Here is a 23,558-nt window from a genome sequence, read left to right as displayed (position 1 = left end):
ACCATCACCGCCCACAGCACCGGCTGCACCACATCCACGCGCTCCAACGCCGCCTCGTCACCGAGCGCCTGCTCCAGCGACCAGTCCACGAACGGATCCAGCGCCTCCGCACAATCACGCATCGACCGCGCGAACACCGGCGACGAAACCAACAACTCCCGCCCCATCCCCACCCACTGCGCACCCTGACCCGGGAACACGAACACCGCCTTGCTCCCCGCCCGCGCCACACCCCGCACCACGCCCGCAGCCGCCTCACCCGCAGCCGCCGCACGCAGACCGGCCAGCAACTCCTCCCGACCCGCTCCCGCCACCACCAGCCGGTGACCGAACACCGCCCGCGAACTCACCAACGACCAGCCCACATCCACCGCACTCACCGACGAGTACCGCTCCCAGTGCTCCAGCAACCGAGCCGCCTGAGCCCGCACCGCCTCACCCGTCTTGCCCGAGAGCACCAACGGCACCACACGCTCGACCTCGGCTGCTTCCTCCCCGGCCACGGCTTCGACAGCCGGGGTTCCAACAGCCGAGGTTTCGTCCGCGTCGGCTTCGACAGGAGCCTCAAGGATCACGTGCGCGTTGGTCCCGCTCACGCCGAACGCCGACACCCCGGCCCGGCGCGGATGGTCGTGCTCCGGCCACGGCATCGCCTCCGTGAGCAGCCGCACGTTGCCCTGGGACCAGTCGACCTGCGTCGACGGCTCGGCCACGTGCAAGGTTTTCGGCAGCACCCCGTGCCGCAACGCCAGCACCATCTTGATCACACCACCGACACCGGCCGCCGCCTGCGTGTGGCCGATGTTCGACTTCAACGACCCCAGCCACAACGGTCGGCCCTCGGGCCGGTCCTGACCATAGGTCGCCAGCACCGCCTGCGCCTCGATCGGATCACCCAGCCGCGTCCCGGTGCCGTGCGCCTCGACCACATCCACGTCCGAAACGGACAGACCGGCCGCAGCCAACGCCTGACGGATCACGCGTTGCTGCGACGGACCATTCGGCGCCGTCAAACCGTTCGACGCACCGTCCTGATTCACCGCACTCGACCGCAACACCGCCAGCACCTCATGACCGTTGCGGCGCGCATCCGACAACCGCTCCAGCACCACCACACCGACACCTTCGGACCACCCGGTCCCATCGGCATCATCCGAGAACGACCGGCACCGGCCGTCCGCAGCCAGACCACCCTGCATCGTGAACCGGACGAACATGTCCGCCGCGGCCATCACTGTGACACCGCCCGCGAGAGCGAGCGAGCACTCGCCCGACCGCAGCGCCTGCGCCGCCAGGTGCATCGCCACCAACGACGACGAACACGCCGTATCCACACTCACCGCAGGGCCTTCGAGCCCGAACGTGTACGCCACGCGCCCCGACATCACGCTCCCGGCCGCGCCGGTGAGCAGATGGCCTTGCAGCTGCTCTTCGGCTCGCGCGACCAGTTCGGCGTAGCCGGTCTGGTAGACGCCCGTGAACACACCGGTCGTACTGCCGGCCAGCGAACTCGGGTCGATGCCCGCGCGTTCCAAGGCCTCCCACGACACCTCCAGCAACAGCCGCTGCTGCGGATCGGTGGCCAACGCCTCACGCGGGGAGATCCGGAAGAACGCCGCGTCGAACTCGCCGGCCTCTGGAAGAAAGCCGCCCTCGCCGGTCGCGGACGTCCCGGTGCCCGGGCCGCCGCTGCCGAGCAGCGAGTCCAGATCCCAGCCGCGGTCGGACGGGAACGGCGTGATCCCATCGGTCCCCTCGGCGACCAGCCGCCACAGGTCCTCCGGGTCCGAGACGCCGCCCGGGAACCGGCACGCCATGCCCACCAGCACGATCGGATCGTCGGCGACGGCCGCGAGAGCCGGCACCACAGCAGCCTCGGCCGGTCGCTCGCCGAACTCGGCTGCCAGGTACCTCGCCACGTGGCCGACGGTCGGGTAGTCGAACACCAGGCTGGCCGCCAGGGCGACGCCGGTCCTGGCCTGCAGCAGATTGCGCAGCTCGACCGCGGTCAGCGAGTCGACGCCCAGCTCGCGGAACGGCTGAGCGATGTCGAACCGCTCGCCCAGGGCATGCCCCAGCACCGTCGCGGCGGACTCGCGGACCAGGTCGGCCAGCGCCTCCAGCCGGTCCACATCGGACAGTCCGGCCAGCCGTCGGCCCAGGCCGTCCCCGCCGCCGTCGGTGTTGTCCGCGACGCGCCGCGCCGCGGACCCGGCCAGGGAACGCCACAGTGGCGTGACGTCCCGCTGGGCCCGCAGCCTAGCCATGTCCAGCCGGGTCGGCGCCAGCAGCGGACGGTCCGCGCGCAACGCCCGGTCGAACAGCTCCATGCCCTGCTCCACCGACATCGGCGGGGTGGCCGAGCGCGCGATCCGCCGCCGGTCGGTGCCGGACAGCGAACCCACCATGCCGAGCTCTGTCGACCACGGTCCCCACGCCAGCGAAATGCCCGGCTGCCCGTGGTGGCGGCGCTGCTGCATCAGCGCGTCGAGGAACGTGTTGCCCGCGGCGTAGTTGGCCTGGCCACCGCCGCCCAGCAGGCCGCCGAGCGACGAGAAAGCCACGAAGAACGACAGGTCCCGGGTGAGCGAGTGCAGGTTCCAGGCCGCGTCCACCTTCGGGGCGAGCACCCGATCCAGCTGCTCGCGCGACAGTGACGCGAGCACACTGTCGTCGACAACGCCCGCGACGTGCACGACCCCGGTCACGGGGTGCTCCGGCGGCACCTCGGCGAGCACCTCGGCGAGCGCCTGCCGGTCGGTCGCGTCACAGGCCGACGCCACCACCGTGGCGCCGAGCGCGCCGAGCTCCGCCAGCAGCTCCTCCGCACCCGGGGCAGCCGCACCGCGCCGGCTGACCAGCAGGAGGTTCCGCGCGCCGTGCTCGGTCACCAGGTGCCGCGCTGCCAGCGCGCCCAGCCCACCGGTGCCGCCGGTGACGACGACCGTGCCCTCGGGATCCAGCACCGGCGCCGGTTCGTCACCCGCGTCGGCCCGGGTCAGGCGCGCCGCGAAGAGCCGGCCGCCGCGCAGCGCCAGTTGTGGCTCACCCGCGGCCAGTACTTCGCCGAGCACCGTCGCGTCGAGCCGGTCGGTGTGGGGGTCGGTGTCGAACAGTACGAACCGGCCCGGGTTCTCCGTCTGCGCCGACCGGACCAGGCCCCACACGGCCGCCGCGGCCAGATCCGTGACCGGGTCACCGGGTGCGGTGGTGACCGCGCCCCGGGTCCACACGATCAGCGGCGAGCCCGCGGGATCCGCCGGCCACTGCTGCAGCTGCCGGAGAACCTCGGCGGTCAGCTCATGCGTGCTTTCCACCACCGAGGCCGAGTCCCCGGACGCCCGCAGCACCACCGCACCCTCCTCGCCAACGGGCACGGGGTCCATGGACCCGACGACGGTCCAGCGACCCACCGGGGCGGCACCGCCAGGAGTCGGCACCCAGCTGATCTCGAGCAACGAGCGGTCCCCGGTGTCCACCACGGTGCCGACCTCGTCGAGTGGTCGCAGCGTCACGGAACCGATCGACAGCACGGGTGAGCCGGTCCAGTCGGCGACCGCGAGCGACACCTCGTCCGGCGCCTGCGGAGTCAGTGCGACCCGGAGCCGGGCCGCACCGGAAGCGAGCAGATCCACGTCGCGGAACACGGACCCCACGCCTTCCCTGCCCGCGAACGCCCTTGCCTGCAGTGCCGCGTCCAGCAGCGCGGGGTGGAGCCCGAACGACTCCGCCGCACCACGGCCGGACTCGGGCAGCTCGACCTCCGCGAGGATCCGGTCGCCGTGGCGCCACGCCTTCGTCAGCCCCCGGAACATCGGGCCGTACTCGGCGGACTGCTCGTAGAACCGGGTCACGTCGATTTCCTCGGCTTCCGGCGCGGGCCAGGCCTGGCGCAGCGGGCCGAACGGGTCCGGACCGGCCGCGCGGGCGGCCGTGCCCAGCCGACCGGTGGCGTGGCGGGTCCACTCCTGCGCGCCGTCCACCCGCGCGTACAGAGCGAAACTCCGCCGCGCGTCCTCGTCGGCCGCACCGACCAGGACCTGAACCTGGACGACTCCCGTGGCAGGCAACACCAGCGGCGCCTCCAGCACCAGCTCCTCGACCCGGTCGCAGCCCACGCTGTCGCCTGCGCGGATGGCCAGCTCGACACTGGCGGTGCCCGGGAAGACCGCGGTGCCGCCCATGGTGTGGGCGGCCAGCCACGGGTGCGTGCGCAGCGAAAGCCGGCTGGTGAACACGATCCGGTCGTCCGTGGGCGAAGGCACCACGGCGCTGAGCAGCGGGTGCTCCGCCGGGCTCAACCCGGCCGAGGTCACGTCGGCGACGCCAGCGACCATGTCGGGCCAGAAGCGCCGGTGCTGGAACGCGTAGGTCGGCAGCGCCACCCGCACCGCGCCCCGGCCCGCGAACACCGCGGTCCAGTCCACCGCCACACCGCCCACGAACAGCCGCGCCACCGCGAACAGCACCGCCGACGCGTCGTCCTGCTCGCGTCGCAACACCGGCGCCACGACCGTGCCCGGCGCACAACTGTGGTGCGCCGCACCGGAAAGCACACCGTCAGGCCCCAGTTCCACCAGCGTGGTCACGCCCTGATCGGCGAGCAGGCGCACACCGTCGGCGAATCGCACCGTGCTCCGGACCTGGTCCGTCCAGTACCGCGGGGAGCACAGCTCTTCCGCGGACGCGATCTCACCGGTCAAGTTCGACACGATCGGGATCCGCGGCTGCCAGAACGCGACCGTCTCCAGAACCACGGCGAACTCCGCCAGCATCGGCTCCATCGCCGACGAGTGGAAAGCGTGCGACACCCGCAGCCGCTTCACCTCGGCGCCGCGAGCGGACGCTACCTCGGCCACCCGGTCCACGTCGTCCCGCGGCCCCGAGACCACCACCGAGTCCGCCGTATTCACGGCCGCGACCGACACGGTCTCCGGCAGGATCTCGGCTATTTCGGCCTCGGGCAGCGAAATCGCGGCCATCGCCCCGCCCGAAGGGAGCGCCTGCATCAACCGCGCCCGCGCCGCCACCACCCGACACGCGTCACTCAACGACCACACCCCGGCGACGTAGGCCGCCGTGACCTCACCGATCGAATGTCCCAGCAGATAGTCCGGGGTCGTCCCGAACGCCCGCAGCACCTCGAACAACGCCGCCTCGACCGCGAACAACGCAGGCTGCGCCCACCCCGTCTCGTGGATCAACTCGACGTCCTCGCCCCACATCACCTCACACAACGGCCTGTCCAACAACGGATCCAGCTCGGCGAGAATCTCGTCCAACGCCGCTGCGAACACCGGCGACTCCCCGTAGAGCCCGCGAGCCATGCCGACCCGCTGCGCACCCTGCCCGGTGAACAACACCCCGAGCCGCGCGCCGGCCTCCGCGGCACCCGAGACAGTCCCGGCGCCAGGCTCGCCGGCCGCGAGCGCACGCAACCCGGTGACGAGCTCGTCCCGATCCGTTCCCGGCACCACGGCGCGGTGGTCGAACACCGCGCGGGAACCGGACAGCGACCACCCGATGTCGGCCGGTAGCAGCGACGGGTCCGCCTCCACGAAGTCCAGCAGCCGCGCGGCCTGCGCCCGCAGGGCCTCCTCCGTCCGGCCCGACAGCACCCACGGCACCGCGGCCGTGAACACAGCGGGAGTTTCCGGGGCACCACGGCGCTCGTCGGCGGCTGCCGCCTCAAGGATCACGTGGGCGTTCGTCCCGCTGACGCCGAACGACGACACCCCGGCCCGGCGCGGACGACCGTTCTCCGGCCACGGCATCGCCTCGGTCAGCAGCCTTACGTCGCCCTGTGTCCAGTCGATCTGCGTCGAGGGCTCGTCCACGTGCAGGGTCTTGGGCAAAATCCCGTGGCGCAACGCAAGCACCATTTTGATCACACCGCCCACTCCCGCGGCGGCCTGGGTGTGCCCGATGTTCGACTTCAACGAGCCCAGCCACAGCGGCTGCCCGTCCACGCGGTCCCGGCCGTAGGTTGCCAGTACCGCCTGCGCCTCGATCGGATCACCCAACTTCGTCCCGGTGCCGTGCGCCTCGACCACATCCACGTCCGAAGCGGACAGACCGGCCGCGGCGAGCGCCTGCCGGATCACCCGCTGCTGAGACGGACCGTTCGGCGCCGTCAAACCGTTCGACGCACCGTCCTGATTCACCGCACTCGACCGCAGCACCGCCAGCACCTCGTGACCGTTACGGCGCGCGTCCGACATCCGCTCGAGCACGACCACGCCGACGCCCTCGGACCACCCGGTACCGTCGGCCGAGTCGGAGAAGGACCGGCACCGGCCGTCCTGCGACAATCCGCCCTGCGCAGTGAACCAGACGAACGCGTCGGCGGTGGCCATCACCGTGACACCGCCGGCCAACGCCAGCGAACACTCACCTGTCCGCAGGGCTTGCGCGGCCAGGTGCATCGCGACGAGCGACGACGAGCACGCGGTGTCCACACTCACCGCGGGGCCTTCCAGCCCCAGCGTGTAGGCCACCCGGCCGGAGATCACACTGGCCGCCCCACCTGTGATCTGGTGCCCCTGCAGGTGCTCACCACTGCGGGCGACCAGGTTGGCGTAGTTCGAGGAGTAGACGCCCGCGAACACCCCAGTCGAGCTGCCCGCCAGCGAGGTCGGATCGATTCCCGCCTGCTCCAGGGCTTCCCACGACACCTCCAGCAGCAGCCGCTGCTGCGGATCGGTCGCCAGCGCCTCACGCGGCGAGATCCGGAAGAACGCCGCATCGAACTCACCGGCCCCGTCGAGGAAACCACCGCGGCCGGTGGCCGAGGTCCCGGAGCCGGGCCCGTCGGTGCCCCGCAGTGTCTCCAGGTCCCAGCCGCGATCGTCGGGGAACGCGGTGATGCCGTCGGTCCCGTCGGCCACGAGCCGCCAGAGACCGTCCGGATCGGACACTCCGCCGGGGTAGCGGCAGGCCATGCCTACCAGCACGACCGGATCATCGGCCACCGAGGCCGCCGCGACAGGCCGCGTCACGGCGCTGGCCGCCGGGGCCGTGTCCCCGAACTCCTCGGCCAGGTGCGCGGCGAGGCGGGTGACGGTCGGGTAGTCGAACACCAGGGTCGCCGGCAGGGTGGCGCCGACGTCATCCTGCAACGTGTTACGCAGGTCGACCGCCGTCACGGAGTCGAAACCCAGGTCGCGGAAGGGCTGGTCCGTGCCGATCCGCTCACCCGACGGGTAGCCGAGCACCGCCGCGGCCGACTCGCGCACCAGCTCCACCAGCAGGCGATCACGCTCCACGGCGGACAGTCCGGCGAGCCGCCGTGACAGTCCTTCCCCGCCACCGCGCGAGTTGTCGGCCGCACGCCGGGCCGTGGTGCCCGCGAGCGAGCGCCACACCGCGGGCACCACGGCCTGGGCCCGCAGCGTCGGCAGGTTCAGCCGCGTCAGCACGAGCGCCGGGTCCTGCGAGCGCAGCGCCTGGTCGAACAGGTCCATGCTCTGCTCCGTCGACAACCCGCGCTCGGAAGCCCAGGAACCCCAGGCCAGCGACAGACCGGGGAGCCCGTCCCGGCGGCGCTGCCGCGCCAGCCAGTCGGCGAACGCGCTCCCGGTGACTCCGTCGAGCGACGAGAACAGCACGAAGAACGCGAGATCGAGGTCCCGGGTCAGCTCGTGCAGATGCCAGGCGCCCTCGATCCGCGGCGCCAGCACTCTGTCGAGCTCCTCCTCGGACAGCGTCTCCACCGCGAAGTCGTCGTCCACGTCCGCAGCGTGCACGACACCGGTCACCGGGTGCTTCGGCGGCACGGACGCGAGCACGTCAGCCAGGGCCGCCCGATCGGTCACGTCGCACGCCACGACCGACGCGGTGGCGCCACGCTCCGCCAGGTCCGCGACAACTGCCTCGGCCTCGGGCGTGGCAGGGCCGCGCCGGCCGACCAGCAGCAGGTGCTGGACCCCGTACCCGGCGACGAGGTGCCGGGCGAGAACACCACCGCGGCGGCCGGTGCCGCCCGTGATCACGACCGTCCCCGCGGGATCCAGCGCTGGCGGGGCTCCCGCGGCACCGCCGACCCGGGTCAGCCGGGCGGCGTGGAACTGCCCGGCGCGCAGGGCGAGGTACGGCTCGCCGGTGGCCAGCGCCAGGCCTGGTCCGGCGGCGTCCAGCTCGGTGTCGGCGTCGAGCAGGACGATCCGGCCCGGGTACTCGGCCTGCGTCGAGCGCACCAGACCGTGCACCGCTGCGGCGGCCGGATCGGTCACCGGTTCGTCCTGGCCGGTGCTCACAGCCCCGGTCGTCACCACGACCAACGGAACATCCGTCGAGCGCTCGTCGGCCAGCCAGTCCTGTAGCCAGCCCAGCACCCGGCCCGCGACCTGGTGCGCGGAGTCCGCCACCGTGCCCGGGTCTGCGGACACCGGCAGCACTACCGCGGCAGGCGTCGGCTCGCCGTCGAGTGCCGAGAGCACCGGCTCATCGAGCCCGGCCAGACGCCACTGGTCCACCGGGATCGCGGCGGTCGCGGGCACGGCGTTCCACCGCAGTTCGAGCAGCGCACCGTCACCGGTGCCCGCGCTCAGACCGCCGGCCATCAGCGGCCGCATGATCAGGGAGCCGATCGACAGCACGGGAAGTCCGGCCGAGTCCGCGATCACGAGGGCGGCCTCGTCCGGGCCGACACGGGTGAGCGCGACCCGCACCCGGGACGCGCCGGACGCTTGGAGCACCACGTCGGTGAAGCTGAACTGAAGCCCGTTCAGCCCGGCGAACGCCGAGGTCTGCAGCGCGGCGTCCAGCAACGCGGGGTGGATGCCGAACGACTCCGCCAGGCCGCGGCCGGCCTCGGGCAGCTCGATCTCGGCGAGGATCCGCTCGCCGGATCGCCACGCCCGGGTCAGCCCCTGGAACACCGGGCCGTAGCCGAACCCGTCGTCACCGAGCCGCTCGTAGAAGCCCGCGGTGTCGAGCGGCATCGCCTCGCGCGGCGGCCAGGCCTGGTTGACCGGGTCGAACGCCGTCCCGGCGAGAACCTGGCCGCCGGCGCCCAACTGGCCGGTGGCGTGCCGGATCCACTCCTCCTGCCCGTCGGGACGCGCGTACACGGCCACGTTCCGCCGCCGTGTCCCGGGATCGGCGTCGCCGACCACGACCTGCACCTGCACGCCGCCCTGGGCGGGCAGCACCAGCGGCGCTTCCAGGACCAGTTCCTCGAGCCGGTCGCAGCCCACGCTGTCGGCGGCGCGGACAGCCAGCTCGACGTACGCGGTCCCGGGCAGCACCGCGACGCCGCGCACTGTGTAGTCGGCGAGCCAGGGATGGGTGCGCAGGGACAGGCGGCTGGTGAACAGCACGCCGTCCGTCTGCGGCAGCGGCACCATCGCACCCAACAACGGATGCTGCGCGGAGCTCAGGCCGGCCGCGGTCACGTCGGCGGGCCCGGTGGCCGGTTCGGGCCAGAAGCGTTCGTGCTGGAACGCATACGTCGGCAACGCGACGCGCCTGGCGTCGCGACCGGCGAACACCGTCGCCCAGTCCACGCGGACACCGTGCGCGTACGCCTGCGCGAGCGCCAGCACCGTCCGGGGGAAACCACCTTCACCGCGGCGCAGGGTGCCCATCACGACGGCGCTTTCGCGACCGTCCACAATGTCCTGGACGGCGGGCACCAGCACCGTGTGCGGGCTGACTTCGAGCACCGTGCCCGGCCCCGTGTCGAGGGCGGCCGTGAGCGCGTCCTCGAACCGCACCGTGCTCCGCAGATTGCGGTACCAGTACCGCGCGTCCCACGACGCGGTGTCCGCCTGCTCCCCCGTCACGGACGAGAAGACCGGGATCGCTGCGGGCCGCGGCGTGATCGGCGTCAGGTCGGTCAGCAGCCGCTCCTCGATCCGCTCCACCAGCCGCGAGTGCGACGCGTAGTCCACGGCGATCCCGCGCGCCTGGATCTCCCGCTCACGGCAGTCGGCCAGCAGCCGCTCCAGGGCACCGGTTTCGCCCGCGACGACGGTCGATGCCGGCCCGTTGATCGCGGCCAGCGACACGTCCGGGTGCTCGGCGAGCAGATCGCACACCTGGCCGGCCGGCATCGGCAGCGCGACCATCCCGCCGGCACCGGTGAGCTGTTCGGCGATCGCGCGGCTGCGCAACGCCACCACCCGCGCCCCATCCGCCAACGACAGACCACCGGCCACACACGCGGCGGCGATCTCACCCTGCGAATGCCCCACCACCGCAGCCGGCTCCACACCGAACGACCGCCACACCGCAGCCAACGACACCATCACCGCCCACAACACCGGCTGCACCACATCCACCCGCCCCAACGCCGCCTCATCACCGAGCACCTGCTCCAGCGACCAGTCCACGAACGGATCCAGCGCCTCCGCACAATCACGCATCGACCGCGCGAACACCGGCGACGAAACCAACAACTCCCGCCCCATCCCCACCCACTGCGCACCCTGACCCGGAAACACGAACACCACGCCACCGCCGGAACGGGCAACGCCACGGACCACGCCCGGCGCAGGCCGGCCAGCAGCCGCCGCACGCAGACCGGCCAGCAGCTCCTCCCGGTCGGCGCCCACGACCACCGTCCGGTGGTCGAACACCTCTCGCGAGCCGAGCAACGACCACGCCACGTCGACGGGACGCAGCGACGGATCGGCGCTGACGTGCTCCAGCAACCGGGACGCCTGCTCCCGGGCGGCCTCGGCCGACTTCCCGGACAGCACCCACGGCACGACACCGTCCTCAGTGGACAACTGTCGCGCCGGGACGCCGGGCTCTTCGGGCGGGGCTTCGAGAATCACGTGCGCATTGGTGCCACTGACCCCGAACGCGGACACCCCGGCCCGGCGGGGGCGGCCGGTCTCCGGCCACGGCACCGCCTCGGTCAGCAACCGAACGTCGCCCTGGGACCAGTCCACCTGGGCCGACGGTTCGTCCACGTGCAGCGTCTTCGGCAGCACCCCGTGCCGCAACGCCAGCACCATCTTGATCACACCACCGACACCGGCCGCCGCCTGCGCGTGCCCGATGTTCGACTTCAACGACCCCAGCCACAACGGTCGGCCCTCGGGCCGGTCCTGACCATAGGTCGCCAGCACCGCCTCCGCCTCGATCGGATCACCCAGCCGCGTCCCGGTGCCGTGCGCCTCGACCACATCCACGTCCGAAACGGACAGACCGGCCGCAGCCAACGCCTGACGGATCACGCGTTGCTGCGACGGACCATTCGGCGCCGTCAAACCGTTCGACGCACCGTCCTGATTCACCGCACTCGACCGCAACACCGCCAGCACCTCATGACCGTGCCGGCGAGCATCCGACAACCGCTCCAGCACCACCACACCGACACCTTCGGACCACCCGGTCCCATCGGCATCATCCGAGAACGACTTGCAGCGACCGTCCGCCGCCAGCGCACCCTGCGCGGTGAAGCCGACGAACGCTTCGGGCGTGGGCATCACCATGACCCCGCCCGCCAGCGCCAGCGAGCACTCCCCCGCCCGCAATGCCTGAGCCGCCAGGTGCATCGCCACCAACGACGACGAACACGCCGTATCCACACTCACCGCAGGGCCTTCCAGCCCAAGGGTGTAGGCCACCCGGCCGGAGATCACACTGCCCGCGCCACCGACGATCAGATGCCCCTGCGACTGCTCGCCGGAGTGGGACGCCAGCTCGGTGTAGCCGGTCTGGTACGCGCCGACGAACACACCAGTGGGGCTGCCCGCCAGCGACGAGGGCGTGATCCCGGCCTGCTCCAGTGCTTCCCAAGAGGTTTCGAGCAGCAACCGCTGCTGCGGATCGGTCGCCAGCGCCTCCCGCGGCGACATCCGAAAGAACGCCGCGTCGAAATCGCCGACGCCGTCGAGGAAACCGCCTTCGCCGGCTGCCACGAGGGCGTTCGTCCCCAGCAATTCGTCCAGGTTCCAGCCCCGATCGGCCGGGAACGGGGTGATGCCGTCGGTCTCATCGATGACCAGCCGCCATAGGTCGTCCGGCCCCGACACCCCGCCCGGGAACCGGCACGCCATGCCGACCAGGACGACGGGGTCGTCGGTGAGCGAAACGAGCGCGGGCACCGTGGCCGCCTCCGCCGCGCGGGCCTCGCCGAACTCACCGGCCAGGTGTGCCGCGAGCCGGCTCACGGTCGGATAGTCGAACACCAGGCCGGCGGGAAGGCTCGTCCCCGTGCCGGCTTGCAGCAGGTTGCGCAGCTCGACCGCCATCAGCGAGTCGAAGCCCAGGTCCTTGAACGGCTGGTCCTCGTCGATCCGCGTGCCGGCCGCGTGCCCCAGCACGACCGCCGCCGATTCGCCGACCAGGTCGAGCAACGCGGCCCGGCGTTGCTCCTCGGACAGGTCGACCAGCCGCGCCGCCGGCCCCTCGGAACTCGCGTCGTCCGGCTGCGAGCCGCCCAGTGCCTCGGCGACCTCGGCCAGATCTGACAGCAGCGCACTCGGCCGGACCGCGGTGAACACCGGAGCGAACCGGCTCCAGTCAAGGTCGGTGACGACGACTGTCGCGTCGTCCTGGTGCAGCGCCCGTTGCAGCGCGGCGATCGCCAGCGCGGGGCGCATCGGCACGACACCCAGCAGGTCCAGGTCGTCCCGCTCGGCCGCGGCCAGGCCCAGCACCATGCCGGTCTCGCCCCACGAGCCCCAGGCGACCGATGTCGCCGTCCGGCTCCGCGCGCGGCGGTGCTGCGCGAGCGCGTCGAGGTAGGCGTTGCCCGCCGCGTACGCGGCCTGCCCGCCGCTGCCCCACGCTGCCGCCCCGGAGGAGAACAGCACGAACGCGTCGAGTTCCTGATCACCTGTGAGCTCGTCGAGATGACGTGCCCCGTCGGCTTTCACCCGCAGCTGACGCTCGAACCGTTCCGGGGTCGTCGCCGCCAGCGCCACGTCGTCGTCCATGACCCCGGCGGCGTGCACCACTGTCCGCAAGGGCCATTCGTCCGGCAAGTCCGCCAGCACCGCGGTCAGCGCGGCACGGTCGGCCACATCGCAGGCCACCACGCTCACCCGCGCGCCCGCGGCCTCGAGTTCCAGCCGGATCTCGTCGGCGCCCTCGGCCGCCGGTCCACGCCGGCTCAGCAGCACGAGGTGTTCGGCGCCCCGCTCGACCAGCCACCGGGCGACCCGCGCGCCCAGGCCACCGGTGCCACCGGTGACCAGCGCCGTCCCGGACGTCGTCCACGACGGCGGACCGGCGGTCTTCGCCGGGGCGTGCACCAGCCGGCGGCCGAACCAGCCGGAGGAGCGGACCGCGATCTGGTCCTCGCCCGCGGTGTCCGACACGGCGGCGGCGAACCGGCGCGCGGTTCGAAGGTCCAACGTTCCAGGCAGGTCCACCAGACCGCCCCACAGCTCGGGCTCCTCCAGCGCGGCGACCCGGCCGAGCCCCCAGAACGCGCCCTGCCTCGGAGCGGTCACGGGGTCATGGGGCCCGATCGACACGGCGCCCTGCGTCACCACCCACAGGCGGGCGGACAGACCAGTGTCCCGCAACGCCCGCAGCAGCAAGGTGGCCGACACCAGCCCGGTCGCCGTGTCCGGCTCGAGCGCCGCCGGTGACAGCACCCCGGCCACCGGGACGCCCGACCCGGCGGCGTCGCTCAGTTTCCCGGCGAGCGCCGCGCGATCGGGTCCGCTGTGTTCGAGCACCCGCGTCCCGACGCCGAGGGCGTCGACGATCTCCCGAGTCCTGGCGTCGTCACCGGCTCCAGCCGGTACCACGACCAGCCAGCGGCCGGGCGTCGCCGCCGTGGGAGCCCCCAGCCGTTTCCAGCTCTCGCGGTACCGCCATCCGTCCGTTGTGGACTCGTCGCGGCGACGCGTGCGCCACGACACCAGTGCCGGCAGCACCGAAGCGGCCTCGGCACTGTCGAGGCCGAGCGCGTCCGCGAGCGCCTCGACGTCCTGCTGCTCCACCGACGTCCAGAGCTGCTCGTCGGCCGGGTCGCCGGAAGCCCGGGACGCGACAGGAGACGGCTCCGGCCAGAACCGCTGCCGCTGGAAGGCGTAGGTCGGCAGCGGAACGCGGGTGGCGCCGCGGCCGGCGAACACCCCGGCCCAGTCGACGGATACACCCTGCGCGTACACCTGCCCGAGCGCCGAGAGCACGGTGCGCACGTCGTCGTGCCCGCGCCGCAACATCGGTGCCACCACCGTTCCCGGACCACAACTGTGCTGCGCCGGCCCCGACAGCACCGCGTCCGGGCCGAGCTCCACCAACGCCGTCACACCCTGCTCGGCCAGCGAGCGCACCCCGTCGGCGAACCGGACCGTGCCGCGCACCTGCCGGACCCAGTACTCCGGCGAGCACAGGTCCTCGGCGGCGGGTTCGCCGGTCAGGTTCGACACCACCGGGATCCGCGGCGGCCGGAACTCCACCGACTCCAGGACGCTGGCGAACTCCGCCAGCATCGGATCCATCAAGGACGAGTGGAACGCGTGCGACACCCGCAACTGCGTCACCTTGGCGCCGCGCCCGGCCGCGGCGGCCGTTACCCGCTCGACGTCATCCCGCGGACCGGAAAGCACAACCGAGTCCGCGGTGTTCACCGCCGCGATCGAGACCCCGTCGGGGAGCAGGTCCGCGACCTCGGCCTCGGAAAGCCCGACCGCGGCCATGGCCCCGCCCGCCGGCAGCGCCTGCATCAGACGCGCCCGCGCCGCCACCACCCGGCAGGCGTCGGCCAGCGACCACACACCCGACACATACGCGGCGGTGATCTCCCCGATCGAATGCCCCAGCAGGTAGTCCGGAGTCACCCCGAACGCGCGCACCACCTCGAACAGGGCTGCTTCCACGGTGAACAATGCCGGCTGCGCCCAGCCCGTCTCGTTGACCAGCTCCGCGTCCTCGCCCCACATGACCTCACGCAACGGTCGGTCCAACAGCGGATCCAGCTCGGCCAGAATCATGTCCACGGTGGACGCGAACACCGCGGACCGGTCGTAGAGGTCCCGCGCCATCCCGATCCGCTGCGCGCCCTGACCCGGGAACAGCACGCCCACCCGGGGCTCGGGCCGGACCGTGTCCCGCACCACTCCCGGTGCCGGTCCACCGGCCGCGACGGCTCGCAGCCCGGCCACCAGCTCGTCCCGGTCCGCGCCCGCCAGCACGACGCGGTGGTCGAACGCCGACCGCGAATGGGCCAGCGACCAGCCGACATCCATCGCGTTCCGCGACGGGTCCGCTTCCACGAACTCCAGCAACCGGGCTGCCTGCGCCCGCAGCGCGTCCCCGGACTTCCCGGACAGCACCCACGGCACGCCGTCGGCCAGGACACTCGCGGCACCGGTCGCTGCGGGTTCGGCAGGGGAGCCGGCGGGGGCTTCGATGATGGCGTGCGCGTTCGTGCCGCTGATCCCGAACGAGGACACGCCAAACCGGCGCGGATGCCCGTTCTCCGGCCAGGGCATCGCCTCGGTCAGCAGCCGCACGTTGCCCTGGGACCAGTCGATCCGCGCCGAGGGCTCGTCGACGTGCATGGTCCTGGGCAGCACGCCGTACCGCATGGCCATGACCATCTTGATCACACCGCCCACACCGGCCGCGGCCTGTGTGTGCCCGATGTTCGACTTCAGCGACCCCAGCCACAACGGCCGGTCCCCGGGGCGATCCTGACCGTAGGTGGCCAGGATCGCCTCCGCCTCGATCGGATCACCGAGCTTCGTACCCGTACCGTGGGCTTCGACGACATCGACGTCCGAAGCAGACAGTCCTGCCGCGGCCAGTGCTTGCCGGATCACCCGTTGCTGCGAAGGACCGTTCGGCGCCGTCAATCCGTTCGACGCACCGTCCTGGTTCACCGCGCTCGAGCGCAGCACAGCCAGCACCTCGTGACCGTTGCGGCGCGCGTCCGACAACCGCTCGAGCACGACCACACCGACACCCTCGGACCACCCGGTCCCATCGGCATCATCCGAGAACGACTTGCAGCGACCGTCCGCCGCCAGCCCGCCCTGCGCCGTGAACTCCACGAATCCCTCGGAGCCGGCCATCACGGTGACTCCGCCCGCCAGCGCCAGCGAGCACTCCCCCGCCCGCAACGCCTGCGCCGCCAGGTGGATCGCCACCAGCGACGACGAACACGCGGTGTCCACACTCACCGCCGGACCCTCCAGGCCCAGCGCGTAGGACACCCGGCCGGACAGCACACTGGCCAAGCTGCCCGTGAGCAGGTGCCCCTGCAGGCGCTGGGCCGAACGGGAGAGCAGATCGCTGTAGCCGGACTGGTAGACGCCGGTGAAGACGCCGGTCTGACTGCCCGCCAGCGCGGCGGGGTCGACCCCCGCGTGTTCCAGCGCCTCCCAGGAAACCTCGAGCAGCAGCCGCTGCTGCGGATCGGTGGCCAGCGCCTCCCGCGGCGAGATACCGAAGAACGCCGCGTCGAAGTCGCCGACCGCGTCGAGGAATCCGCCCTGCTCGGTGGCGGAGAGGCCGGGCCCGTCGGTGCCCCGCAGCGCGTCGAGGTCCCAGCCTCGGTCGGCGGGGAACGGCGTGATGGCGTCGGCTTCTTCCACGACCAGCTGCCACAGACCGGCCGGATCGGACACCCCGCCCGGGTAGCGGCAGGCCATCCCCACTAAGACGACGGGGTCGTCGGCCACGGGTGCCGGTACCACCGCCGGCCGCGCCTCCGGCTCCGCGGCGGGGGCCTGCCCGAGCCTGCCGGACAGGTACTCCGCCAGCCGGGCCACGGTCGGGTAGTCGAACACGACACCGGTCGGCAGTGCGAGCCCCGTCCTCGCCCGCAGCAGGTTGCGCAGCTCGACCGAGGTCAGCGAGTCGAACCCGAGCGCCTTGAACGGCTGCGTGGTGCTGATCTCCGTGCCTGCGTCGTGTCGCAGCACGGCCGCCGCGGCCTCGCGCACCATATCGACGAGCACCCGTCGGCACTCCGCACCGGACAGTCCCGCCAGCCGCGTGCTGTCCGTGGTGTTGTCGGCCGCGCGGCGCCGGGTGCCGCCGGCCAGGGATCGCCACACGGCCGGCACGTCCGCCTGGGCGCGCAACGCCCCCATGTTCAGCCGGGTCAGTCCCAGCACCGGCGCACCGGCGCGCAGTGCCCGGTCGAACAGCTCGAGGCCCTGCGCCACCGGCAGCTCCGGCATGGCCGACCGCGCGATGCGCCGCAGGTCGGTGTCGGAAAGACTGCCGACCAGGCCGACCTCGGTCGTCCACGGACCCCAGGCCATCGACAGAGCCGGGAGTCCCGCGTCGTGGCGCTGCTGCATGAGCGCGTCCAGGAAAACATTGCCCGCGGCGTAGTTGCCCTGCCCGCCGTTGCCGGTGAGGCCCGCGACGGACGAGAAGACCGCGAACAAGGACAGGTCGTGGTCGCGGGTCAGTTCGTGCAGGTACCAGGCCGCGTCGGCCTTCGGGGCGAGCACCCGGTCGAGCTGCTGGCGCGACAGCGATCCGATCACCCCGTCGTCGAGCACCGCCGCGGTGTGCACGACACCCGTCACCGGGTGCTCCACGGCCACGGACGCCAGCGCGTCGGCCAGGGCTCGCCGGTCGGTCACGTCGCACGCCGAGACGATCGTCTCGACGCCGAGCCGCGCCAGATCCGCCACCAGTTCGGTGGCGCCGGGTGCGTCCGGGCCGCGCCGGCTGAGCAGCAGCAGGTGCCGGACGCCGTGCTCGGTCACCAGGTGCCGGGCGAAAAGACCACCCAGACCACCCGTTCCGCCTGTTATCACGACCGTGCCGGCGCCGTCCAGGACCGGCCCCGCTCCGTCGGCCGGGCTCACTCGGGTCAGGCGAGCGGCGTGCAACCGGTCGGCGCGCAATGCGAGTTGCGGCTCGTCCGCGGCCAGGATCCGGCCCAGCACGGCGGTGTCCGGCTCGGCGTCGGTGTCGACGAGGACGAACCGGCCGGGGTTCTCGGTCTGCGCCGATCGCACCAGGCCCCACACCGCCGCCGCCGCCGGATCGGTGACCGTGTCCCCCGGCCGGACGGCGATCGCGCCTGTGGTCGCCACGACCAGCGGCGTGGCGGCGAACCGCTCGTCGCTCAACCAGTGCTGCACCTGCTCCAGCACCCACCCTGTGACGTCGTGGACGGATTCCACGACCGCGTCCGGATCCCCGGTCACCGGCAGCACCACCACCGGTGGCAGCGGGCCCGCCGCCACGGCGTCCGCGATCGAACCGGGACGATCGACCACCAGCCGGTCCGCCACCGGGGCGGCGGTGCCGGTGATGCCCGGCCAGTCCAGCTTCACCAGTGCGCCGTCGCCGAGACCGGCGCTCATGCTCTGCGCGGTCGGCGGGCGCACGGTCAGCGACCCGATCGACAGCACCGGAAGGCCGGCGGTGTCCGCAACAGCCAGCGAAACTTCGTCCGGCCCGGTGCGGGTCAGTGCCACCCGCAGCCTCGACGCTCCCGAGGCCCGCAACACCACGTCCGTGAAGCCGGCTGGCAGCCCGTCCACCCCGGCGAGGCTTCCCGTCCGCACCGCGGAATCGAGCAGCGCGGGGTGGATCCCGAACGACTCGGCGCCGGTGTCCGCGGGAAGCACGACCTCGGCCAGGATCCGGTCGCCGTGGCGCCAGGCCCGGGTCAGGCCCTGGAACAGGGGGCCGTACGCGAACCCGGCCGCGTCCAGCCTGTCGGACAAGCCCGGAATGTCCACCTCGGTCGCGCCGGGCACCGGCCAGACCCCGGTCACGACGTCGAAGTCCGCGTCCGCGTCGGCGGAAACGCCGGTACCGAGCACGCCGGTGGCGTGCCGGGTCCACACCTCTTGTCCGTCAGGGCACGCGTACACCGCCACGCTCCGGCGGGAGTCCGCGTCGGCGTCTGAGACCACCACCTGGACTCGCACTCCCCCTTCGGCGGGCACCACCAGCGAAGTGTCCAGGGTCAGCTCGTCCAACCGGTCACAGCCCACGCTGTCACCCGCCCGGACGGCCAGCTCCACGTAGCCGGTGCCGGGGAACAGCACGGTGTCCCGCACGGTGTGGTCGGCCAGCCATGGGTGCGTCCGCAGCGACAGCCGGCTCGTGAACAGCACGCCGTCCGTGTGCGGCAACGGCACCCTCGCACCGAGCAACGGGTGCTCGGCCGGGCTCAGGCCCGCGGCGGTGACATCGGTGGGCACCTCGGCGGTTTCGAACCAGAAACGCTTGCGCTGGAAGGCATACGTCGGCAGCGGCACGCGCTTCGCGCCGGTGCCGGCGAACACGGCGGCCCAGTCGGCGTCCACCCCCGCGGCTACCACCTCGGCGAGCGCGGCGACGAACCGACCCGCGCCGCCGTCGTCGCGGCGCAACGTGCTGGCCACCACGACGCCCAGGTCCTGGTGCGCCTCCGCCACCTCGCCGATCGCGGTGGTCAGCACCGGGTGTGTCGAGACCTCGACGAAAACCTGGTGGCCCGACGCGATCAGCGCCTCCGTCGCGTCCTCGAAGCGAACCACGTCGCGCAGGTTGCGATACCAGTAGTCGGCGTCCACACGAGCGTGGTCGGCCCACTGCCCGTCCACAGTGGACATCCACGGCACCTCGCCCGGCCGCGCGGTGATGTCGGCCAGCTCCGCGCGCAGCCGTTCCTCGATGGCGTCGACATGCCCGGAGTGCCCGGCGAAGTCCACCCCGGGCAGCTGCCAGCGATGGACCCGCGCTTTCGACAGCACCCGGCCGAACTCGCCCAGCGCCTCGGCGTCACCCGAAACCGACACCAGGGCCGGCCCGTTGACCGCCGCGATCCACAGGCGGCCGGCCCACGGCTGCAGGGCTTCGGTGACCCAGTCCACGCTCATGAGCACGGACAACATCGCACCGCGCCCGGTCAGCTCCTCGGTGATCATCCGGCTGCGCCGCGCGACGATCCGCGCCGCGTCCTCGAGGGTGAGGTACCCGCCGACGACCGCGGCCGCGAGCTCGCCCTGGGAATGCCCGACCACTGCGGCAGGCTCGACGCCGCAGGACCGCCACAGCGCCGCGAGCGACACCATCACGGCCCACGACACCGGTTGGAGCACGTCCACCCGCTCGAACCCGGGAGCACCCTCGGCGCCACCGACCACCTCGGCCAGATCCCAGTCGACGTAAGGGGCCAGCGCGTCGGCGCACTCCCGAAGCCGCGCGGCGAACACCGGGGACGAGGCCATCAGGTCACGACCCATCCCAGCCCACTGCGCGCCCTGGCCCGGGAAGACGAACGCGGTCTTCACGCCGCCGGGCCGCGCGATGCCCCGCGCCACTCCCGGCGCGGACTCGCCGGCCACCGCGATCCTCAAGCCCGCCAACAACTCGTCCCGGCCCGAGCCCGCCACCACGGCCCGGTGCTCGAACAGCGACCGGGAGCTGACCAGCGACCAGCCCACGTCGGCGGTCCGCAGGGCCGGGTCCGCCTCGACGAACTCCAGCAACCGGGCGGCCTGCGCCCGGACCGCCGCGTCCGACTTCCCGGACAGCACCCACGGCACCGCAACGGAATCGGACAGCGCCTCGGGCGCCGCGTCCGGCACCGCTTTTCCGGGAGCCTCCAGGATCACGTGGGCGTTGGTGCCGCTGATGCCGAAGGAGGAGACCGCGGCCCGGTGCGGGCGATCGTCGTCCGGCCAGGGCGTGGGGTCGGTGAGCAGCTGGACGGCCCCGGCCGACCAGTCGACGTGCGGGGTGGGCTCGTCGATGTGCAAGGTCTTCGGCAGCAGGCCGTGCCGCATCGCCTGGACCATCTTGATGATCCCGGCGACCCCGGCTGCGGCCTGCGTGTGCCCGAGGTTGGACTTCACCGAACCCAGCCACAGCGGACGCTCCCGGTCCTGTCCGTAGGTCGCCAGGATTGCCTGGGCCTCGATCGGGTCCCCGAGGCTGGTGCCGGTGCCGTGGGCCTCCACCACGTCCACATCGGACGGTGCCAGGCCGGCGTCGGCCAGTGCCTGCCGGATCACCCGCTGCTGCGACGGGCCGTTCGGCGCCGTCAGGCCGTTGGACGCCCCGTCCTGGTTGACCGCCGAACCCCGCACCACCGCCAGCACCTGGTGCCCGTTGCGCCGAGCGTCCGACAACCGTTCCACCAGCAGCAGGCCCACGCCCTCGGCCAGACCGAAGCCGTCGGCGGCGGCCGAGAACGCCTTGCACCGGCCGTCGCCAGCCAGCCCGCCCTGCCGGGAGAACTCCACGAACATGCCGAGGTTCGGCATCACCGTGGCACCGCCGGCCACGGCTAGGTCGCACTGGCCCGCCCGCAGCGCCTGCACCGCCAGGTGCAGGGCTACCAGCGAGGAAGAACAGGCGGTGTCGACGGTGACCGCCGGGCCCTCCAGGCCGAGGCTGTACGCGATGCGGCCGGAGTGCACGCTGCCAGTGGTGCCGGTGAACACGTACCCACCGAAGCCGGTGTCATCGCCCGTGCCGGGCCCGTACTCCAGCGTCATCGCGCCGATGAACACGCCGGTTCGGCTGCCGCGCAACGAAGTCGGGTCGATGCCCGCGTGTTCGAACGTCTCCCACGACGTTTCCAACAGCAGCCGCTGCTGAGGGTCCATCACGGTGGCCTCGCGGGGCGAGATGCCGAAGAAATCGGCGTCGAACAGGTCCGCGTCGTGCACGAACCCGGCCTCGCGCTGGTAGTGGTGGCCCGTCCGGTCCGTCTCGGGTGCGTACGTCCCGGTGACGTCCCAGCCCCGGTTGGCGGGGAACGGCGTCAGCGCGTCGGCGCCGCTCGCGACGAGCTCCCACAGGCGGTCGGGGCCGTGGGAGCCTCCCGGATACCGGCAACCCATCCCGACGATCACGACCGGGTCCTCGGTGGCGGGCGTGAGCCGGCCCGGTTCGTGACCGGCGCCGGGATCAGGACCGAAGAGCCGCTCGGCGAGGGCGGCGGCGAGCGCGGCGGGCGTCGGGTGGTCGAAGGTGACCGTGACCGGCAGCGTCAGCCCGCTGGCCGCCGACACCCGGTTGCGCACCTCGACCGCGGTCACCGAATCGAACCCCAGGTCGTGGAATGGCCGGTCCGGATCGACCGCGTCCGCCCCGCCCTCGCCCAGGGCGAGGGCGACCTCGCGGCACACCAGCTCCGTCAGCACCTCCTGTCGGCGGGCCCGCTCCAGGCCGGCCAGCTCCCCATGCAGCGAAGGGGCCGAAGAGGACTGTCCGGTGCCGGCCTCGGCCACGGGCAGGTCGGCCGGCGGCACCGGGGCGTGGCCTACGTACAGCGCATCGCCGCCGGGCTCGGCGCCGCCCCCGTATGCCTCGCCCAGTGACAGCAGGAACCTGCGGAGGTCTCCCTGGTCGCGGCGCAGCGAACCGCACACCGTCGCCGGAACCGGCCCGGATTCCACGGTCTCCTGCATCGCCGCGGTCAGCACCGGGTGCGGGCTGACTTCCACGAGCACCCGGCAGCCGTCGGCGAGCAGGGCCCTGGTGGCTTCCTCGAACCGCACCGGGTGGCGGAGGTTCCCGCACCAGTATTCGGCGTCCAGCGCCACCGCGTCCCCGGGCAGCCGAGCCCCGAGGTGCGCCGAGTAGAACGGAAGCCGCGGCGGCCGGGGCCGGATCGGCTCGAGATCCCTCCGCATCGACGGCAGGATCTGCTCGATCTGCGGCGAATGCGCGGCCAGCCGCGCCGCCACCCGGCGGACCGGTATCCCGTCGGCGGTCAGGGCAGCCACGAGCTCTGCGGCCGCTGCGGTGTCCCCGGACGCCAGCACCGTGGCCGGCCCGTTGATCGCGGCCACCACCAGCGCATCCGGCCATGCCGCCAGCCGCTCGCGCACCAGCTGTTCGGGCGCGCGCACCGACACCATCTCGCCCCGGCCCTCGATCGTCGCCTGGGCCCGGCTCCACAGTGCCGCCACCCGCGCGCCGTCGTCCAGCGACAGCGCGCCGGCGACGACGGCCGCGGCCACCTCACCCAGGCTGTGCCCGGCCACCGCGGCGGGCTCGATCCCGTAGGAGAGCCACACTTCGGCGAGCGCCACCATCATCGCGAACAGAGCGGGCTGCACCACGTCGACGCGGTCAGGCGGGGCCGGATCGCGCAGCACGTCCAGCAGGGACCAGTCCACGAAGGGCTCCAGTGCCTGCGCGCAGTCGTCGAGCCGGGCCCGGAACACCGGGGACTCGGCCAGCAGGTCCCTCGCCATCCCCGGCCACTGCCCGCCCTGGCCGGGAAACACGAACGCGACCGGCCCGCCGAGAGCGGTGCCCTCGACCAGCCCGGGCGCTCCGTGGCCGGCCGCCAGCGCCCGCAAGCCGTCAGCGAAGCCGGCTCGATCGGCAGCGACGACGGCCGCGCGGTGCGGCCCGGTAGCCGCCATCGCACGCAAGGCCGCGCCGACATCGGCCGGCCGCACGTCCGCCCGTGCGTCCAGGTACTCGGCCAGCCGCCCGGCGTGGGCGCGCACCGACTCGGGATGACCTCCGGGCAGCAGCAACGGCAGCCAGTCCGGGCCGGAGCCGACCGGCTGCTCAGTGCGCGCGGAACGCATCGAACACCTCCACTCGGGGAACATCCGCCGACGAGTCACAAAAATCGACTTCGAAAACGTTTCGCCGAGTGCGCACGAAGTCCCTCTCATTCAACCTGCAACCGAAGTAATCGAGCAGATCGG

General features: G+C 72.7%; 1 protein-coding gene. It reads right to left on the bottom strand.

Annotated elements, in window-relative coordinates; genetic code table 11:
• Window positions 1-23,435, bottom strand: a 23,435-nt coding sequence (locus tag ACIQCZ_RS40545; protein ID WP_402290999.1) for a type I polyketide synthase, incomplete at its 3' end; no start/stop codon positions are given.
• Between the last annotated feature and the right edge of the window lie 123 nt (window positions 23,436-23,558).

The sequence above is a fragment of the Streptomyces sp. NPDC093149 genome, assembly GCF_044754145.1.
In the GTDB taxonomy this organism is placed as follows: Bacteria; Actinomycetota; Actinomycetes; order Streptomycetales; family Streptomycetaceae; genus Streptomyces.
Note: the sequence above shows the minus strand (reverse complement) of the source record. Positions and strands in the feature narration are given on the sequence as shown.